The sequence below is a fragment of the Neobacillus sp. NPDC097160 genome (assembly GCF_044762155.1).
Lineage (GTDB): Bacteria > Bacillota > Bacilli > Bacillales > Cytobacillaceae > Neobacillus.
The window spans coordinates 123,498-143,024 of record NZ_JBIWDU010000017.1; the positions used below are offsets into that span (position 1 = coordinate 123,498).

Below are 19,527 nucleotides of genomic sequence, written 5' to 3' on the forward strand. Positions count from 1 at the left end.
AGTTAATAAATTGGCTGGAGAAATCGGAGAGACCACAAAAACATTACCCTAAAATTGGTAATGTCTTTTGTGGTCTTTTCTTATTTCCTATTACTAAATTTTTGCATATTAAATAATAATGCTTCATAACCGGGAGGAATCATGATGAAATTTTCCAATCTGCATCGTAATGAAATTATTAATAAGTTAAAAAGTGAACAATATGATGTATTGGTAATCGGAGGTGGTATTACCGGTGCCGGGATTGCCTTCGATGCTTCTGTAAGAGGAATGAATGCGGCACTAGTCGAAATGCAGGATTTTGCAGGCGGAACATCAAGCAGATCAACAAAATTAGTCCACGGCGGACTAAGGTACTTAAAACAATTTGAAGTAAAAATGGTGGCAGAAGTGGGGAAAGAACGTGCCGTCGTTTATGAAAATGGTCCACATGTGACAACACCTGAATGGATGCTGCTTCCATTGCATAAAGGTGGAAGCTTTGGCAAATTCAGTACCTCGATAGGCTTACGAGTTTATGACTATTTGGCAGGGGTTAAAAAATCAGAACGAAGGACCATGTTATCAGTCGATGAAACATTAGCAAAGGAGCCGCTAATTAAGAAATCTGGATTAAAAGGCGGAGGCTATTATGTTGAATACCGGACAGATGATGCTCGGCTGACGATTGAAGTGATGAAGGCAGCAGTTGAAAAAGGAGCTGTTGCTTGTAATTATACAAAGGTTATGAAGCTTATTTACCAGAATGAGAAAGTTGTTGGTGTATTTGTAGAAGATCAGTTGACCGGTGAAAAATACGAGGTGCATGCGAAAAAAATTGTGAATGCCGCGGGTCCTTGGGTTGATTCAATCCGTGAAATGGACCATTCAAAAAAAGGAAAAACATTGCAGCTTTCAAAAGGAGTCCATCTTGTTATTAATCAGTCGCGCTTCCCATTGAAACAAGCTATTTATTTTGATACACCAGATGGCAGGATGGTGTTTGCCATCCCGCGTGATGGTAAGGCATATGTTGGTACGACAGATACATTTTATGATCAAAATGCAGTTAATCCAAAAATGACTGTTAGTGATCGCAGCTATATTCTTAATGCTATCAATTACATGTTCCCAGAAGTGAAAATAAGTGAAAAAGATATCGAATCCAGCTGGGCTGGCGTAAGACCACTTATTTACGAAGATGGGAAGAACGCGTCTGAAATTTCTCGAAAAGATGAAATTTGGGAGTCAAATTCCGGATTGATCACGATTGCGGGTGGTAAATTAACAGGTTACCGAAAAATGGCTGAAACCATTGTAGATTTATTAGCAGCAAAATTTAAGACTGAAGAAGCGAAGGATTTTCCTGATTGCGAAACCAAAACAATGCCAATTTCAGGTGGTCATGTTGGCGGTTCGAAAAATTTTAATACTTTTGTAGCTTCTAAGAAAGCAAAGGGAATAGAAGCAAATTTAACAAGTGATGAAGCAGAGCAATTAATAAGAATGTACGGATCAAACGTTGATTTAGTTTTTGAACTGCTAAGATTGAACGAAGCTGATGCAGCAAAATATGGTTTACCATTATCATTATTTGCAAAGCTTATATATGGAATTGAAGAAGAGATGGTTGCAACACCAATAGATTTCCTAAATCGTCGAACCGGAGCTATGTTGTTTAATATTGATTTAGTGTATAAATGGAAGAAGCAAGTGATTGATTACATGACAGATAAATTAAATTGGACAGAACAAGATATGGAAAAATATTCGCAATCGTTAGAAGCTGTATTGGAAAGAGCTGTCATTCCAATCGATGAACAGGGATGACGGATATTGATTGTTTTTGACAGTTTTGTGAACAATGCCAGATTATATCCTTTTTTCTTGTTAGAAACAGGTGAAAATGCTATTCTAGCATTTGTATGATTGAAAACATCATTTAATTCAATACATGTTTGTTTTCTTTTTGGGGGAAAATATGCTGACAAGAATTGATTTGTTTTCTTTAGTCAAGTATTGATTTAGTTGACTAAATGCCAAGAAATGTTTATTTTTAATAAAGCAAGTTTAATTTTTATTTTATATTAAAGGAGTTTGATTTAGCATGGCAGAAAAGCAATTTAAAGTAATCGCAGAAACAGGTATTCATGCAAGACCGGCAACTTTATTAGTACAAACAGCTAGCAGATTTGATTCTGAAATTAATTTAGAATATAAGGGTAAAACCGTAAATTTAAAATCTATTATGGGCGTAATGTCCCTAGGAGTAGGCCAAGGTGCTGATATTAAAATTTCGGCAGAAGGCAACGATGCGGGCGATGCACTTAATGCATTAGAAGAAACATTGAAAAAAGAAGGTTTGGCAGAATAATGACTTTTTTAAAAGGGATAGCAGCATCAAACGGTATTGCCATTGCGAAGGCATACCGTCTTGTTGAACCTGATTTATCGTTTGAAAAGAAAACCATTGGAGATTCCGCTGCTGAGGTGGAGCGTTTCAATAAGGCGATGGAGAAATCAAAATCCGAGCTTGAAGCTATTCGTGACAAGGCTAAAATAGATCTTGGGGCAGATAAAGCAGCGATTTTCGAAGCACATCTCCTAGTCTTAAGTGACCCTGAACTTAATGCACCAATTGTGGATAAGATTCAATCTGAAAAAGAGAATGCCGAGTCAGCGCTTAAAGAGACGGCAGATATGTTCATTATGATGTTTGAACAAATGGATAATGAGTATATGAAAGAACGTGCCGCAGATATTCGCGATGTGACAAAGCGAGTTCTAGCCCATTTGTTAGGTGTTCAATTACCAAACCCAAGTATGATTGCAGAAGAAGTTATTATAGTCGCTGAGGATTTAACGCCTTCAGACACAGCACAATTGAACCGTAATTTTGTTAAAGGATTTACAACAAATATTGGCGGACGTACCTCCCATTCAGCGATTATGGCTCGTTCCATGGAAATTCCAGCTGTTGTTGGCACAAAGACAGCAACTGAAGAAATTACCAATGGGGATCTCGTTATTGTCGATGGACTAAAAGGGGAAGTACATATTAACCCAACACCTGAACTTGTTGCAGAGTATCGTAAAGTCCATGAAGATTATGAGGTTCAAAAAGCAGAGTGGGCTAAACTTGTAAATGAACCGACTATGACAAATGATGGACATCACGTAGAGTTAGCTGCCAATATCGGTACACCTAATGATTTAAAAGGTGTTATTGAGAATGGCGGCGAGGGTGTAGGTTTGTATCGAACCGAGTTCCTTTACATGGGTAGAGAACAGCTTCCAACTGAGGATGAACAATTTGAGTCTTATAAGGCTGTCTTAGAAGGAATGGCCGGTAAGCCTGTTGTTGTTCGTACCTTAGATATTGGCGGCGATAAAGAACTGCCATATTTGGATTTACCAAAAGAAATGAATCCATTCCTTGGCTTCCGTGCCATTCGTTTATGTTTAGAAGAACAAGGGATTTTCCGTACCCAACTGCGGGCATTGCTTCGCGCAAGTAGCTATGGGAATTTAAAAATCATGTTCCCGATGATAGCCACTTTGGACGAGTTTCGTGCTGCTAAAGCCATTCTTGAAGAAGAAAAACAAAAGCTTGTTTCGGAAGGTCAAACAGTAGCCGACAAAATTGAACTTGGGATCATGGTAGAAATCCCATCAACAGCGGTATTAGCTGACCAATTTGCTAAAGAAGTAGATTTCTTCAGTATTGGGACAAATGATTTGATTCAATACACGATGGCAGCCGACAGGATGAACCAGCGTGTAGCTTATTTGTATCAGCCGTATAGCCCTTCAATTTTAAGACTAGTAAAAATGGTCATTGATGCAGCACATGCAGAAGGTAAGTGGGCTGGTATGTGCGGGGAAATGGCCGGGGATGAAACAGCTATTCCAGTTCTTCTTGGTCTTGGTCTTGACGAATTCTCAATGAGTGCTACATCCATTTTAAAAGCTCGTTCACAAATCAAGAATTTGACAACATCCGACATGGAGAAACTTGCTCAAGAAGTGCTTAATATGCAAACCACTTCACAGGTTATTGAAGCAGTTCATTCTGCAACAACTAACAACTAAAAACTAATATCGATTCGGACTGGCATATGTGCCGGTCTTTTTCTTTTTGTACCTGAGCAGGTTACCAAGTATTTCCTAACGAAATCCTGTATAATAGAAATAGGTGGGAAAAAGAGGGAGTGGTCAAGAAATGGAATTGAACTTAAGTGGGAAATCTGCTCTGGTAGTGGCTTCAAGCCAGGGATTAGGGTTTGCAATTGCTGAACGGCTTGTAAAAGAGGGAGCTAATGTAATGATTTCCGGCAGGGAAGAGGAGAAGCTGAAACAAAAAGTCAATGTACTAGAAACGATTGGTTCAGGAAAAGTATCCTATCAAAAAGCTGATATTACCAATTTAAATGACATTAAAAAGCTGGCAGTTGTTACGGCTGAAACCTTTGGGGGCATCCAATTACTTGTCAATAATGCAGGCGGCCCGCCGGCAGCTTCATTTGAAGAATTGACGGACGAAGACTGGCAAGCCTCATTTGAGTTAAATTTATTATCATACGTTCGCCTAATTAGAGAAACCTTGCCCTACCTAAAACAACAGGGAGGGAAAATTCTAAATATCGCCTCTTCCTCGATTAAAGAGCCTATTCCAGGATTAATACTTTCCAATACATTTCGGACTGGAATTATAGGACTCTCAAAAACACTTGCTTCTGAATTAGCTCCATATAATATCCTTATAAATACAATTGCACCCGGAAGGATAGCAACAGACCGTGTTATGCACTTAGATCAAGTGAATGCGGACAAGCTTGGCGTTGATAGGGAGAAAATCGAACTCAAAGCAAAAGCTGGCATTCCATTAAAGAGATATGGAACACCAGAAGAATTTGCCAACGTGGCGGCATTTATGCTTTCGGATGCTAATTCTTATATGACAGGCAGCTCTTTCCTCGTTGACGGCGGTATGGTTAAAGCAATTTAAAAAGAAATCCTTAATTAACCTTTCTTAACGTTTATTACCAATGTATTTTGGCTATGGTAAAAATATAAGGGAGTGTTACGCATGCGAAGGAAATTTCAAATAAACATTGTTTTCATCCTGGTAATATTTTGTTCTACATTTTTAAGCGGCTGTGGGATGTTTTTTTCAAATGAGTTAATTGTAAACCGTTATGCGGATGCCTTGCTCACAAAAAATAATGAACTGCAATTTCGTTTTCGGATTAACAATGAAATATTAGAAGGACACCAATTATATAAGGTGAAAGTCACTATCCACGATGACAAATTGGCAGCTGCAATCGGGAAAAGGGAAATAATCTACGGTGAGGACCAAGTCCTAAATGGAGATTATTTAGAGGTAAAAGGAAAGAGTGAGAAATATATTTTTATGGACCCGCTTCCCTTACAAAAAGATTTACATATTCAAGAGCTTAAGAATATGATTGAGCGGGATCAAGCAGTGTCAATTGAAGTGTTTAATGATGAGGAAGTATTTGGACGAGTGTATTTAACCAATTTTTCTTCAGAGTTATAAAAATGGTTTATTTTTTCACATTAAGGGACAGCATTAGAATGTGCATAATTTTGGAGATGGAGCACGAAAGACCGGACGGGCTGGGACGTCACGGTCTTTTTTAATATCTTAAAACTAGGAGAAGTGCTAAAATAAAAGAAAATTTAATTGAGGGGATGAGGTTAGATTGCTTACTCCAGAAAATACGGTAATTGGTTTTATTGGAACAGGTGTAATGGGCAAAAGTATGGCAGGGCATTTATTGAATGCTGGTTACTCATTAGTTGTGTATTCGCGAACAAAGGAAAGGGCAAGTGACTTATTGGATAGTGGAGCAGTTTGGGCCGACACACCTAAGGAAGTCGCGGAAAAGGCAGCAGTTATTTTCACTATGGTCGGCTACCCAACAGATGTTGAGGAAGTGTTTTTAGGTGAAAGCGGTTTGCTTCAACATGGTAAGCCGGGAAGTTATTTTATTGATATGACGACCTCCGCTCCTTCTCTAGCTGTAAAAATATATGACGAAGCAAAAAAGAAAGGCATTCATTCAATCGATGCTCCGGTTTCAGGTGGAGATGTAGGGGCAAGGGAAGCGAAACTCTCCATCATGGTTGGCGGCGAAGAGGAGGCCTTTGAAGCGGTCCGTCCGTTACTAGAATATCTTGGAACAAATATTGTTTATCAAGGGAAGCCTGGTGCTGGTCAGCATACAAAAATGTGTAATCAAATAGCCATTGCCTCGAATATGATTGGTGTCTGTGAAGCCATTATTTATGCTGAAAAAGCAGGACTCGATCCGGAAAATGTCTTAAAAAGTATAACAACTGGTGCAGCCGGCAGCTGGTCATTATCCAATCTAGCACCAAGAATGTTAAAAGGAAATTTTGAGCCTGGATTTTACATAAAGCATTTTATTAAGGATATGAAAATCGCCATAGATGAGGCAGAGCGAATGGAAATGGATGTACCCGGATTGTCACTTGCGAAATCCCTATATGATCTATTAGCTGAAAAAGGTGAAGAAAATAGCGGCACGCAAGCACTTTATAAATATTGGAAAAACTAATCAAATAATGGCCACAAACTGGTAAGAATAATTTCCTCCTGACTTCAAGAAACTATGATAGAAAATCTTGATTGGAGGAATTTTTATGGCTAAACGGACGAAAAAGAACGATGCAAAGCAAAAAAACAAGAAGGGGTTTGATTCTGCTGTTTTAAATGAAGAATTTGCCCATGAAATGGGATCAGCAGCCACTAATCAAATACACAAAGACAAAGCCAAAAAAGAAAAGGCCCCTAAGAATAACGGTAAATATAAAGGACAATAATCCATAACATAGAAACCCTCACTATTAACTAGTGAGGGTTTTCTGTTGAACTTATGACCATGTTTTAAAATATTGTTCCATCCGATTTAGGCCTATTTCCAATGTCTCCATTGAACAAGCATAAGATAGCCGAAAATATCCTTCACCATATTTGGAAAATGCACTGCCCGGAACAACGGCCACTTTTGTTTCATTGACAAGCTGAAGGGCAAAATCAAAACTATTAAGATGAATAGCTTCTGGTATTTTAACAAAAAAATAAAATGCTCCATCAGGTTTCACCACAGTAAGCCCCATTAAGCTTAATCGGTCATAAACATATTCTCTTCTTTTTGCATACTCTTTTTTCATCGCTAGAGCGTCATCCATTCCCATAGTTAACGCCTCATAAGCGGCCTTCTGAGCAATCGAATTCGCACATGATACATTATATTGATGAACCTTTAAAATATGTTTTGCAATGTTTTCAGGAGCAAATAAAAAGCCAATTCTCCAGCCAGTCATCGAGTGGGATTTAGAAAGCCCATTGATCACGATTGTCTTTTCTTTTAGGAAGCTCGCAATCGACGTATGCTTTTGATCAAAAGTGAGTTCGCTGTATATTTCGTCTGCAAGGATAAAAATGTTCTTGTCCTTTAAAAAATCAGCTATTTCCTTTAGCTCATCTACAGTGAGGCTTACTCCCGTCGGATTCGATGGGTATGGCAGGACAATGCAGCGGGTATTATCTGTAATATATTGTTTAATCATCTCTATTGAAAAGCGAAATTGATTTTCGCGAATATCGACATGTACAGGGACAGCACCCATCATTTGAATAATCGGTTCATAGCCTGGATAAATAGGACCCGGTAAGATAACTTCTACTCCTTCTGCCAAAATCGTCCGAAACGCAATATCAATTGCTTCACTTGCACCCATTGTCACAATCACTTCTGATTCGGGATTATAGTTCAAGCCATATTTTTTTTCAACAAAATCGCAGGCTGCTGTTCTTAATTCAATGGTACCTGCGTTATGAGTATAGGAAGTAAAGTCGTTTTCAATTGCAGCAATCCCAGCTTTCTTCACATGCTCTGGGGTAGGGAAATCAGGCTGCCCAATGGTAAAAGAAATCAGGTCATCCATATGTGCTACCATGTTAAAAAATTTTCTAATGCCTGAGATTTCAATCGTTTTAACTCGTTGATTAATTAAATGCTCCAATATAGTTCATCCCTTCACCTAAGGATCTTTCTGCCCTCTAGAATAGTTTGATTATAGACTAAAATTAGCTAAAGATTCTACTATTTAAGAAAGGCCTTTAGAAGAAAATAAAAAACGGCCCGAGATTTTCTCAGTAGACCGTTTTTTAGGGGGAAGGGGAGTATATATCAAATTAAAGAGTATGATTAATAGCCATAATCCCAGTCAACTTCATCTTCGTGCCAGAAAACAGGTGATACAGAACTGAATTCAACTATTCTTTCATCAAGCTTACAGCTGCAATGGTCACAACCACATTGCTCTTTGATTTCTTCGTAAAAGGAATGTTCAACATCTTCAATAAACGTAATATTCTGCTCCTGAAAAAGAATGGCAGTTCCTTTCATGCTCATGCACCTCATTTAATATTTATTGCTGTGTAAGATTTAATTACACTTTATGCCAATATTGTAATTCTGATTGAAAGAAGAGTCTATTTGTTTGTGATGGTGTTCACAAAATGCTCAAGAAGATATTGCAAAAATAAGACATAAGATAAATATCATTGATTGTTGGTGAAGAAAAAAAGCCAGGATATCTTTTTTCCTGACCTTTTGTATTGATTTTATGAGTACCGTTCGCCTAATTTTTTGAAAATCGGTTTTTGGTAGGTTCGTTGTCTTTTTTGTGGATTCGATGGTGGATTCTCAAACTCAGATATTCCAGTATAGGATTGCAACAATGCCTTTGCCATATTTAGGGAGAGTGCAGCCTTTGGATTTCTTACGCTACCATCTAATTTTCCAAGATGGGGAAGGTCAAGAAAATCTGATTTAATTGGAGGAATATGGAATGTATATCTTCCACATTCAACAAGCACATCGGATTGCTGTTGGCTATTTCGCGGATGTTCGGAAAAATGGAGACCTACTTTTCTTGCCTTGCCTTCATTAATCATTTTTTTAAGTGATTCTTGTTTTAATTTGTACAAAAATTTGGAGTTTGTTGCTGTTTTTGCATGGCGATTCACGATAAAGACAGCTTGTGCGAGGTTTTCAATGGTTAGACTTAAATTTGGTAGGGGATGTTTCTGATCGTGATTCAACATATGTTCTCCTTTCATTCTTTTAAAACATCTATATTATACCTTATTTTCATGAAAATAGAAATAAGTTAGAGGCTTTTTTTCATTTCTTTATCCAATTCAACAAAAATACGGTTTAGGATAGTAAGGTAATCCTATACTATTAATAGATTAAAAAAATTTTAGCGAAATAATCGTTATTTTCTATAAATTACTTTCTTTCAGTTCATTTCATTGTAAAATAGAAATACTAGAATGTAAAAACATTATTTTAATAAATCAGAACTTTTTTGATTGAAGGATGATTTAATGAATCAATTACAAAATTTATTAACGAATGAATTGGAATATGGCAAGGTAGGTGGAAAAATACAGAAAATCATTTTCGATATCATATTCCAACATGTTCAGGATATGGTTTTTGTCATGAAGGTGGAAAAGGGGCCACGGTTCCGTTATTTATTTGTCAATGAATCAGGGATGAGAAAAGCGAAGCTCTCTGTCGAAACACTAGGTAAAACGTTTCAAGAAGCTCTGCCTGATGAACTGGCCAATTCTCTTCAGCGAAAATATGAGAAATTATTAAAGAGAAAGGAAAATGTTTTATTTGATGACCAATTTTATTTTGATGATGGAAAGAAAGTTTATGGTGAAACAATCATAACGCCAATATATGATGAGAAAAATTCGATTAGGTATGTTGTAGCGGTAACAAGAGATGTAACCGAATGGTCGATTGAAAAAAATAAAATTGTTGAAAGTGAACAAAGATATCGTTCCATTATCGATAATAACTTAGATGCAATTTTTACGATTAGCCCGGAAGGAAAAATTCTTGAAGCCAATCCTGCAGCGGCTCAATTAACAGGATGTTCAGAAAAACAGATGGTACATAGATCCATTTATGATGTGATTCATGATCATGATTTAAATAAATTTAAAACACTTCTAGAGAAAACCTGTTCTGGTTATGCACTTGAGTCACTCGATTGTAAAATTATCCATACAAAAGGGCATTTACTAATTGTACATATTAAAACCGTTCCTATCGTCATTCATGGAATGATAAATGGACTCTATGTCATTTTTAAGGATTTGTCAGAGCAGTCCAAGAATATGGAAATGATTAAGTTTATGGCTTTTCATGATCAACTGACGGGGTTGTTAAATAGAAGAGCCCTGCATGAGCATTTAAATAAACAGATTTTTCTACGTTCTAAAAAACCGCAGGAATTTGCCCTAATCTCTATTGATTTAGACCGGTTTAAGTATTTGAATGACACACTTGGACATTTGGCAGGAGATGAAATTTTAAAAAGGGTTGCCCAGCGTTTAAACCAATTTCAAAATGAAAAATGCTTTATTTATCGCGTAGGCGGGGATGAATTTAATATATTGCTCCTTACGGCTGACCGCAATACTGCCAGCACATTTGTTAAAAAGGTATTTTCTGTGTTCTCGCAATCCTTGTATTTTAACTCACAAGAATATTTTATATCTCCAAGTATTGGCATTAGCCTGTATCCTAATGACGGGAAAGATGCGGAAATGCTGATCAAGAATGCTGACGAGGCGCTTTTTCGTGTGAAAGAAAAAGGGAAGGCACATTTTCAATTTTATCGGACAGATATGAACTCCGTTTTTTCCAATGTGGTAACGCTGGAGACGCACTTAAGAAAGGCCATTGACAAAAATGAACTTTCATTGTTTTATCAGCCACAAATTGACTTGGCCACAGGTGAGGTGAAAAGCCTTGAGGCTCTTCTTCGCTGGAATGACAGAGAATTCGGTGCAATATCACCTGCCGTGTTTATTCCGTTAGCAGAGGATACAGGATTAATCATTTCGATTGGGTATTGGGTAATTGAAAAAGCCTGCGAGCAAATTCAGTCTTGGAATGAAAAGGGATTTACCAATATCCGAGTGGCAATAAATATTTCACCAAAGCAATTTCAGCATCCAAATCTTGTTCCATTTATCCAATCTATGATCGAAAAATATCATATTCAGGTAGCTTCTTTAGGAATTGAAATTACCGAAGGGGCAATGAGCGATACGAAGGAAACGATTCCCATTCTAAAAAAAGTGAAAGAGCTGGGCATTTCCATATCTGTAGATGATTTTGGGACGGGTTACTCATCATTAAATTATCTTAAGCAATTTCCAATAGATGTTTTAAAAATTGATCAATCCTTTATAAGGGATATCCTAGCAGATAAAAAGGATGCTGCGATTACATCGACGATCATTCATCTAGGAAAAAGTCTAGGTTTAGAGGTAATTGCTGAAGGGGTAGAGAATAAAAAACAAGTGGAATTTCTTGCTAATGCCGGCTGCCATAAAATCCAGGGATTCTACTACTCAAGACCGCTTCCTGTTAAAGAGCTTGAGCAACAATTTTTACGGGAAAAAGGAAAATAAAATCCTTACCTTTCATTGGATAAGGATTTATTTACCTCTCAACAGATCGCAATGTGAAAATGGTTAACTCCGGTTTGGCCATAAACCGAAAGGGAAGCCGCGTTGTCCCAATTCCTCTGTTTACATAGAGGGTTAAGGGGTTTTCATCTCCTATTGTATAAAGTCCTTCGGGATACTTTTGGGCAAATGGAGGCATGACAAGTGGCCCGATAAAGGGGATTTTAACCTGTCCACCATGGCTGTGTCCGCTGAGTTGCCAATGGATAGGATATTGCAAAGCTGATTCAGCAAGGTCAGGGGCATGAGATAATAATAGTGTAAATCGGTTATTCGGTACTTTTTTTAAGGCTAACGGTAAATCGGGGTTTCCTAACATTGCATCATCAATTCCAAGCAGGTAAATGCTGCTGCCATCATTTAATTTAATCGGGATAGACTCATTCAATAGGACGTTAAAATTGGTGGTCTCCATGATATTTCGGTAAATTTCTGATCCATAGCCGCCATGGTCATGGTTTCCAAAAATGCAGTATTTCCCAAGAGGGGCGTGTAATGTTTCCAAAATGGGTACTAATTGATTCATTTCAGTATATTTATTTGGCTCGTCCATCAAATCGCCGGTAAATAAAATGATATCTGGCTGAAGATCATTGATTTTAGCAGCTAATTTTTTGAATTGGGTAAGATTGTATTGAAATCCTAGGTGGGTATCACTAAATTGAACCATTTTAATGCCCTCGAAGCTTTTCGGGATTAATGGATGTTTAATTTGCTGTTCCTGAATATCGAGCAGTGAGGGCTCAATGCGGTGGGCATAGAGATATCCCCCGGAACTCAACCCGAGAACCGTAAGAAATGAACCAAAGGTACGTTTCAGAAACGTTCTCCTCGTTTGTTTTTTTGCCATTTTTTCTACCAACCTATCTTTTTTTCAGCTTCTAGAAAATAGAAGAGTCCATCTGTATTTTCTTTAAAAACAAACGATATTGCAAGCAAAAAGGTTCCTTATAATTGTTTATTCAAAAAAGCTAAAAATAATTCGAAAAAGCAGTCAAAAAATGACTGCTTTTATTGATAACTAACTGCACGGCTCTGCAATGCTTTCCAAGAGGAAATAAATTGATCCATTCCAACCCTTACCTGTTTTTTTCCAGACAGTGGATCATTTAAATAGACATAATTGGCATCATAACCCACGAGAACAACCGCATGTAAATCAAGGGGCGTTTTGATAAATTGTTTCCCATGGTACCATCCTTCAGGGCGGTCAGGAAGGCGATAATCCCCAGTTGTCCATACCACTACAGGATGTCCGGAAGAAACATGCTCTAATATCCTTTCGAACGGCTGGTTTGTTAAATTTACTGCTCTTCCCGGCAGTTTTTGGTTGATTAAGGCAATCATTGGTTTATCAAAAACCGCATAACCGGCGTTTTTGCCTGTCATATCGCCAACAAAACCATCAGCAGGATTTCCCCACTGTTGGATATCTCCCTTTGCTGACTTGAGAAGCGGATCTGGATCTTTCTGAATAGTATGGTACAGGTCCATTTTATTTGTATTAACACCAGCGTAATTCAATACCATTGCAAGGCTAGTCACTTCGCACCCGTATTTTAACTCAGGATTTTGATTGATTTGGATGACATCAAGTATGATCGAATCCTTTTTTGGAGCAGGACTAACTAAGTTGTATTTATTTTCCATGCCTTTCGGATTAATCACTTGATTATCCAGGTCTTTTATCGTATAAGCTTTACTCCCTGTATGAATCGAGGATGTCCCTCGCCATTTTGTTTTCTCAGTCATTTTTACTTGGTTTGAACTTACATTTTTATCAGCCTGAAAGTGGCTGCATCCAAACATTGGAAGGATGGAGGCTAATAAATAAAGTTTTTTCAACACTTGACCTCCTTCGGTGTGCTTGTGTATAGGATATGATTGTATCCTTGCAGCTATAATGGTATCCTTTTGGAAAAGAACGAGAAGCTTGATTGAAGCGTATCGTACAATGAGAAATAATTTATATGGAGGAACTTGGATGGATGCATTGGAAATCCTATCGGATCTTGAAAATTGCTTTCCATATTTTCAACCGATTTTTAGCGCCGATGAGCAATGTGTCATCGCCTATGAGGTTTTGGGGCGTTATCAGTCAGCAGGTGAAGTCATGAGCTTAGGTCCCTTTTTTCATGATGGGCAAATTCCTGATGAATATAAGTTTGAAGTGGATATATTATTAGTGAAAAAGGCTCTTGAAAAAGCGCTTGAGCTCGATGAAGATGTCCGGATTTTTTTGAATCGAAATGCCGATTTATTAATGTATGGACATGGTGAACCTTTTTTACAAGAACTTTTAGCATTTGAAAAAAGAGGATTGAGTTTAAAACGAATTGTTCTTGAAATTTCTGATCGGAACTATCAAGGCGATCTAGATCAGTTTGATCATCTATTGCAATATTATCGTACGTATGGCATAAAAATTGCGATTGCAAGTATTGGAAGCGAAAGTCATTATTTTGAAAGAATTGGTGAACTCGAACCGGATATAATAAAAATCAACCTTCAGGCCTTGAAATCTACGGCAACAGGTATGAATTTTAATGATGTCCTGTTTTCATTGTCCCTTTTGGCAAGAAAAATAGGTGCAGCACTTTTGTTTGAAAATATTGAAATGAGTTATCAGCTGCAGTTTGCTTGGAAAAATGGCGGTCACTACTATCAAGGTTATTATTTACATCCGCCAGCAGCAGAATTTATTCGGCGTGATTTTTTAAAGTATCGCTTAAAAGAAAAATTTCATGATTTTATTTCATATGAAAAGCGAAAATTAGAAGCTGTATTTACGACAGCAGAATATTTTCAGGCAACCGTTCAAGAAATAGTCATCAAAAACAGAAAGTCCAGCTACGACAACCTATTTCAAGCTTTGATAAAAGAATTGGACGGAATCGCCTTTCGGATGTATATATGTGACGAGGATGGGTTCCAAAAATCAGCCAATATTTTTAAAGGAAAAAATAGCTGGAATTCACAATCTGAATATTTAAACAAGAATTGGAGCTGGCGCCCGTATTTTTTGGAAAATATCATAAAAATGCGCCATGAACAAAAGGGAAGATTGTCTGATTTGTATTGTGATATTGATACAGGTGAGACCATTCGAACTTTTTCATTTCCTATGAATGAGACCGATTATTTATTTATCGATATATCCTACCAATATTTATTTGAACATGACCAATTACTGTAAGTGTGCCCCTGTATAGAATGTTTCATCGAGTGGCAATTTAATGATAACGTTCATAAGAAGGAGACTTGCTCATGAATCTTTTCGTTAATATCCTTGCCATTGCCATTTTCGGTATTCTTGCGGTTTCCCTGCTATTTACATTGTCTGTTGCAAGACAGCAAAAGACGGTTGAAGGGGAATTAGATAAAAAAATTGCTAAACCAGTACAGAGTAATGTTTACGTAAAAAACCCAATTTTCCTGGCATATGGTATCTTTTTTGCCTTGCTTCTGTTTATCATTCTATTTGTTGCGATAACCTTTTAATAATAGGTCTCAAGCTAGAGGCCTATTTTTTTCTTATATTTTAAAAAAATTTACCGATTTTTTTATATTTATTTGGACAAATGGAGTCTAGTATTTTATTCTTTTAATATTGGCATAAAAAAAAGAATCACTTGTAAAATTCTGAAAAAAATCCATCAGGATAGAAATATGCCAAATGAGAAACATAACTGTAGACAGTTTGTTTTTTGTTTGAAAGGAGGAAAAGCCTTATGTCACAACTTCAAGGTATATTAACAAGGTTAAAAAACCTTCAGGAACAATCTAATAGTGGTGAGCCGGCACAACGCTATTTTGAGGTAAATGGTGAAAGAAAATGTCAGGTAACATTTCATCCGAAAACGGAAACATTTGAATTAGAAATATATAACGAGAAGGAAAAGCCGAAGCGATATCAATTTGATAACATTGATATGATTACCATCGAAATTTTTGATTTGATTCAATAGGGACCTTTATCGGTTCCTTTTTTTTATCTATAAACCGTTTTAAATTAGCCCAGTCCCTCGAAAACTATGGTAGAATAAGTCTGTAGAAAAACAAACATTGAGGAGTTTTCGGCGATGATCAGTCTTCCCAGTGGAGAATTTTTAGAGTTAACCATAAAAGAATTAATGATATCATCAGAGCGAGTTGCCCATGTGCAAATCGGAAACAATCTTGAACATGCCTTATTGGTATTAACGAAAAGTGGCTATACTGCAATTCCTGTATTAGATCCACATTACAAGCTGCATGGGCTAATTAGTACCCCGATTATTATGGATTCAATTCTTGGGCTTGAACGAATTGAATTTGAACTGCTTGAAAACAAACGGGTGGAAGAGGTTATGAAAAGTTTGATTCCTCGAGTGGTCATTTCTGAGTCAATCATTGTCTGCTTAGATTTACTTGTAAACCATCCTTTTCTTTGTGTTGAAAATGAAGATGGTTTTTTTGAGGGGATTTTACCAAGAAGCACGGTATTAAATCAATTAAATAAACTTGTAAAAAGATTTAAAAAGCAGTAAATGGATGCTCCCGAATGGGAGCTATATTTTTTCAGTTTGAGGTGTAATGATGGCTATAGAGATTGGAAAGTCTGATGTTAATAGCAATCCAAAAAGGCAAACGAAAAAACCGCTCGTTCTGGCCTCAGTCATGCTGGCGATGTTTATGGGTGCGATAGAGGCGACGATTGTTTCAACGGCGATGCCTGCTATTGTCGCAGATTTGGGTGGGTTCACACTTTATAGCTGGGTGTTCTCTGCATACCTTTTAATGAATGCTGTTACCGTCCTGATTTATGGGAAACTATCTGATTTATTTGGTCGAAAGCCGATTCTTACTGTCGGAATTATTATTTTTTTAATCGGCTCGATTCTTTGCGGCTTCGCCACCTCCATGAAGACACTGATTATATTTCGATTAATTCAAGGTTTTGGTGCGGGTGCGGTCACACCAATTGCGACAACCATTGTCGGAGATATATACACTGCTGAAGAAAGGGCGAAAATTCAGGGGTATCTTTCGAGTGTATGGGGAATTTCAGCGATTACAGGTCCTGCTGTCGGCGGCTTACTTGTCCAATATGTCAGTTGGCATTATGTTTTCTGGATTAACATACCGCTTGGTATACTATCATTGGTTGGACTATGGATGTTCTTACATGAAAATGTAGAAAAGAAAAAACATAAGATTGATTACCTTGGTGCCATTCTTTTAATGATAACGATTTCAACGCTAATGTTTGTCCTTGTTGAGGGCGGAGGCCGCTTTGGATCATGGAAGATGGTCAGTCTTTTAATTTTATCTGGTCTTGCTTTGATCGCCTTTATTTTTCAAGAAAGGCGGGCAGCTGAACCCGTCATGCCATTTTCCATTTGGAAGCATCGAGCCATTTTTATCGCCAATAGTACATCACTGACAACAGGAATTATGTTAATTGGGATCTCTAGCTTTTTACCGACTTTTGTCCAGGGGGTAATGGAACAAACCCCTATTGTGGCCGGATTTACCTTGACTGCGATGTCAATCGGCTGGCCAATAGCATCCACACTTTCGGGGCGAATGCTGATTTCAATGGGTTATCGGAAGACATCTATTATTGGCGGTGTCTTCTTAATTATTGGGAGTATCGCTTTTGTGACTATGTCCGCTTCATCTGGTCCAATATGGGCAGCTCTGGGCTCCTTTTTTGTCGGTGTGGGTATGGGTTTAACCTCCACTGCCTTTATAGTCTCTATTCAAAGCACTGTTGACTGGCAGCAAAGGGGAATTGCTACTGCAGCTAATATGTTTATGCGCAATCTTGGCAATACAATTGGTGCTGCTATGTTGGGAGGAATCCTTAATAATCGCATGCTCCATTATTTTAGCCAAAAAGATAAATCCATCACAGTGGATGATGCCAATAATCTCTTAAAGGCGAGTGATCGGGATAAACTATCTGAATCTGTCAAAAGTATATTACAGGATGGGCTGACGTTTTCGCTACACTCTGTTTATTTTGTTGTTCTTACCTTTGCTTTCGTTAGTTTGCTATTAATATTATTTATTCCTAAAAAGAACGAGGGCTCTGTGTAAACTCACAGGGCTTTTTAAGGAGAGATTTTCTTGTCCTCATTATCAGAATTTCAATTATTATCGGTATTGGCACAGGAAATGAATATGCGGAAAGCGTCGGAGCGGTTATTTGTTTCACAGCCAGCCCTTTCACAGCGTTTACAAACAATCGAAAAAGAGTGGGGAACAAAACTATTTATTCGCTCACAAAAAGGGTTAGCATTAACCCCGGCAGGAGAACATGTCATCGATTTTGTTAATGACGTCCTTAATAAGCAAGAAAAGGTTCGCGAAACCATCTATTCTCTCCAAGCAGGAGTTTCCGGGACATTGAAAATTGCTGTGGCATCGATCGTCGGTCAAAACTGGCTGCCACAAGTCTTAAAGAAGTTTATCGATAAGTATCCACAAGCAAAGATTTCACTGATAACCGGGTGGAGCAGCGAAATTCTGAAATGTTTATACGATGATCAGGTCCATATAGGGATTATTCGGGGAACACCCGATTGGAAAGGGGTAAAGGTGCCCCTTTTTCATGATCCGCTTTATTTAGTCGACAGAGAAATTACTAGACCTGAACAAGTATTAGAAACAGACCGTCCGTTTATTCAATTTAAAAGTGACTCGAATTATTATCAAGAAATCCAAGATTGGTGGATGCGTAACTTTAAAACCTCACCAAAGAGGACAGTTGTTGTTGACCAAATTGAGACATGCAAGCAAATGGCCTTTAACGGAATAGGCTACGCCATTTTGCCGGCAATTACGCTAAGTAAAGCTGAGAAGGATATTTTTAAAATACCGCTCCTCGATGAGAATAACGAGCCGTTAAAACGTGATACATGGCTGTTAGGTTATGAGTCTGCCTTCCAATTAAAGCAAGTTTCAGCCTTTGTCGAGCTGATCAAGGAACACATCGCTGAATCTTCTGAAGATTAGTGTCGTTTTTCTTGTTTTCATTACTGTTGTTTGTTAAAGTATTTTCAGTACATATTTATAGGGGGTATACGTTATGAAAATGATGGATGCAAATGAAATTATCTCTTTTATTCAAAATAGTAAAAAGTCTACACCGGTAAAGGTATATGTAAAAGGTGAACTAGATGGAATTGATTTTGGGAGCGAAGCTAAAGTTTTTATTAATGGCAGCACAGGTGTTGTCTTTGGCGAATGGTCTGAAATCAATGCTGCTTTAGAAGCAAACAAGACTAAAATTGAAGACTTTGTTGTGGAGAATGACCGTCGAAATTCTGCTATTCCATTGTTAGACACAAAGTATATTAATGCCCGTATTGAGCCGGGTGTAACAATTCGTGACCAAGTGGAAATTGGTGATAATGCAGTGATTATGATGGGGGCAGTGATCAATATTGGTGCTGTAATTGGCGAAAAAACAATGATTGATATGGGTGTTGTCCTTGGCGGCAGAGCAACTGTTGGGAAAAATTGCCACATCGGTGCCGGAACTGTTTTAGCGGGTGTTATTGAACCGCCATCTGCAAAACCTGTTGTCATCGAAGATGATGTTTTAATTGGTGCCAATGCTGTGGTTCTTGAAGGTGTAACAGTAGGAACCGGATCTGTTGTAGCCGCCGGAGCAGTCGTAACCCAAGACGTTGCTCCATTTACAGTTGTTGCAGGGATGCCGGCAAGGAAAATTAAAGACATTGATGAAAAAACGAAATCAAAAACAGAGATCATGCAAGAACTTCGTCAATTATAAAGCGGAAGCGCCTTGACCAGGGGCGACAGGCATAAGACGAGCCTTCTTGACGGATTGGCTTATGACCCCGAGCCCCTAGGCGCTGGAGCTAGATTGTATTCGAAATTCTAAGATATAATTCATTTTTAATACGAGTCAAAGC

The 19,527-nt window shown here is 37.8% G+C and carries 20 protein-coding genes; 15 read left to right on the plus strand and 5 right to left on the minus strand.

Features of this window, described 5'->3' with window-relative positions; all coding sequences use genetic code 11:
- The first annotated feature begins 144 nt into the window (after positions 1-144).
- From ACIQXV_RS22395 to ACIQXV_RS22425, 7 genes are all read left to right on the plus strand, one after another.
- Positions 145-1,809, plus strand: a complete 1,665-nt coding sequence (locus ACIQXV_RS22395; RefSeq protein WP_402962304.1) for a glycerol-3-phosphate dehydrogenase/oxidase — start codon at positions 145-147, stop codon at positions 1,807-1,809.
- Between the two features lie 277 nt (positions 1,810-2,086).
- Entirely contained in the window at positions 2,087-2,353 is a 267-nt protein-coding gene (locus tag ACIQXV_RS22400) for a phosphocarrier protein HPr (RefSeq protein WP_402962243.1), read from the plus strand.
- Entirely contained in the window at positions 2,353-4,071 is a 1,719-nt protein-coding gene (ptsP, locus tag ACIQXV_RS22405) for a phosphoenolpyruvate--protein phosphotransferase (RefSeq protein WP_402962245.1), read from the plus strand. The genes ACIQXV_RS22400 and ptsP overlap by 1 nt, the downstream gene beginning before the upstream one ends.
- A 130-nt stretch (positions 4,072-4,201) precedes the next feature.
- Positions 4,202-4,987 carry an SDR family oxidoreductase gene (locus ACIQXV_RS22410; protein WP_402962247.1) on the plus strand — a complete coding sequence of 262 codons (786 nt, stop codon included), beginning with the start codon at positions 4,202-4,204 and terminating at the stop codon, positions 4,985-4,987.
- Between the two features lie 81 nt (positions 4,988-5,068).
- A complete protein-coding gene (locus tag ACIQXV_RS22415) occupies positions 5,069-5,542 on the plus strand; it encodes a hypothetical protein (RefSeq protein ID WP_402962249.1) in 474 nt (157 codons plus the stop codon).
- 166 nt (positions 5,543-5,708) lie between these two features.
- Positions 5,709-6,587 (plus strand): NAD(P)-dependent oxidoreductase, encoded by an 879-nt coding sequence (locus ACIQXV_RS22420; protein ID WP_402962251.1) that lies wholly within the window; start codon positions 5,709-5,711, stop codon positions 6,585-6,587.
- Positions 6,588-6,672: 85 nt separating this feature from the next.
- A complete protein-coding gene (locus ACIQXV_RS22425) occupies positions 6,673-6,852 on the plus strand; it encodes a hypothetical protein (RefSeq protein WP_283922458.1) in 180 nt (59 codons plus the stop codon).
- Between the two features lie 51 nt (positions 6,853-6,903).
- On the opposite strand, the gene ACIQXV_RS22430 is transcribed toward ACIQXV_RS22425, so the two are convergent.
- The 3 genes from ACIQXV_RS22430 to ACIQXV_RS22440 form a co-directional block, all read right to left on the minus strand.
- On the minus strand, positions 6,904-8,058 hold the full coding sequence (locus ACIQXV_RS22430) for an aminotransferase A (RefSeq protein ID WP_402962253.1): 1,155 nt from the start codon (positions 8,056-8,058) through the stop codon (positions 6,904-6,906).
- A gap of 185 nt (positions 8,059-8,243) precedes the next feature.
- On the minus strand, positions 8,244-8,444 hold the full coding sequence (locus tag ACIQXV_RS22435; protein WP_402962255.1) for a hypothetical protein: 201 nt from the start codon (positions 8,442-8,444) through the stop codon (positions 8,244-8,246).
- Positions 8,445-8,662: 218 nt separating this feature from the next.
- Complete coding sequence (locus ACIQXV_RS22440; RefSeq protein ID WP_402962257.1) at positions 8,663-9,145, minus strand: YkyB family protein; 483 nt, start codon at positions 9,143-9,145, stop codon at positions 8,663-8,665.
- A 285-nt stretch (positions 9,146-9,430) separates the two neighbouring features.
- Here ACIQXV_RS22440 and ACIQXV_RS22445 point away from each other — a divergent pair, with 285 nt between their 5' ends.
- Entirely contained in the window at positions 9,431-11,542 is a 2,112-nt protein-coding gene (locus tag ACIQXV_RS22445; protein WP_402962259.1) for a sensor domain-containing protein, read from the plus strand.
- A gap of 31 nt (positions 11,543-11,573) precedes the next feature.
- On the opposite strand, the gene ACIQXV_RS22450 is transcribed toward ACIQXV_RS22445, so the two are convergent.
- Together ACIQXV_RS22450 and ACIQXV_RS22455 are read right to left on the minus strand one after the other, a co-directional pair.
- A complete protein-coding gene (locus ACIQXV_RS22450) occupies positions 11,574-12,449 on the minus strand; it encodes a metallophosphoesterase (protein WP_402962261.1) in 876 nt (291 codons plus the stop codon).
- Positions 12,450-12,610: 161 nt separating this feature from the next.
- Positions 12,611-13,444, minus strand: a complete 834-nt coding sequence (locus ACIQXV_RS22455; RefSeq protein ID WP_402962263.1) for a C39 family peptidase — start codon at positions 13,442-13,444, stop codon at positions 12,611-12,613.
- Between the two features lie 139 nt (positions 13,445-13,583).
- Here ACIQXV_RS22455 and ACIQXV_RS22460 point away from each other — a divergent pair, with 139 nt between their 5' ends.
- The 7 genes from ACIQXV_RS22460 to dapD all read left to right on the plus strand — a co-directional run bounded on the left by ACIQXV_RS22460 (position 13,584) and on the right by dapD (position 19,385).
- Positions 13,584-14,795, plus strand: a complete 1,212-nt coding sequence (locus ACIQXV_RS22460) for an EAL-associated domain-containing protein (protein WP_402962265.1) — start codon at positions 13,584-13,586, stop codon at positions 14,793-14,795.
- A gap of 71 nt (positions 14,796-14,866) precedes the next feature.
- Complete coding sequence (locus ACIQXV_RS22465) at positions 14,867-15,100, plus strand: hypothetical protein (RefSeq protein ID WP_402962267.1); 234 nt, start codon at positions 14,867-14,869, stop codon at positions 15,098-15,100.
- 230 nt (positions 15,101-15,330) lie between these two features.
- A complete protein-coding gene (locus tag ACIQXV_RS22470; protein ID WP_040204715.1) occupies positions 15,331-15,567 on the plus strand; it encodes a YkuJ family protein in 237 nt (78 codons plus the stop codon).
- A gap of 114 nt (positions 15,568-15,681) precedes the next feature.
- Positions 15,682-16,128 (plus strand): cyclic-di-AMP-binding protein CbpB, encoded by a 447-nt coding sequence (gene cbpB / locus ACIQXV_RS22475; protein ID WP_402962269.1) that lies wholly within the window; start codon positions 15,682-15,684, stop codon positions 16,126-16,128.
- Between the two features lie 49 nt (positions 16,129-16,177).
- Positions 16,178-17,683, plus strand: a complete 1,506-nt coding sequence (locus tag ACIQXV_RS22480) for an MDR family MFS transporter (protein ID WP_402962271.1) — start codon at positions 16,178-16,180, stop codon at positions 17,681-17,683.
- Between the two features lie 30 nt (positions 17,684-17,713).
- Positions 17,714-18,601, plus strand: coding sequence for a transcriptional regulator CcpC (locus ACIQXV_RS22485; RefSeq protein ID WP_402962273.1), 888 nt, complete (start codon positions 17,714-17,716; stop codon positions 18,599-18,601).
- Positions 18,602-18,674: 73 nt separating this feature from the next.
- Positions 18,675-19,385, plus strand: a complete 711-nt coding sequence (gene dapD, locus ACIQXV_RS22490) for a 2,3,4,5-tetrahydropyridine-2,6-dicarboxylate N-acetyltransferase (RefSeq protein ID WP_402962275.1) — start codon at positions 18,675-18,677, stop codon at positions 19,383-19,385.
- Positions 19,386-19,527: the final 142 nt, after the last annotated feature.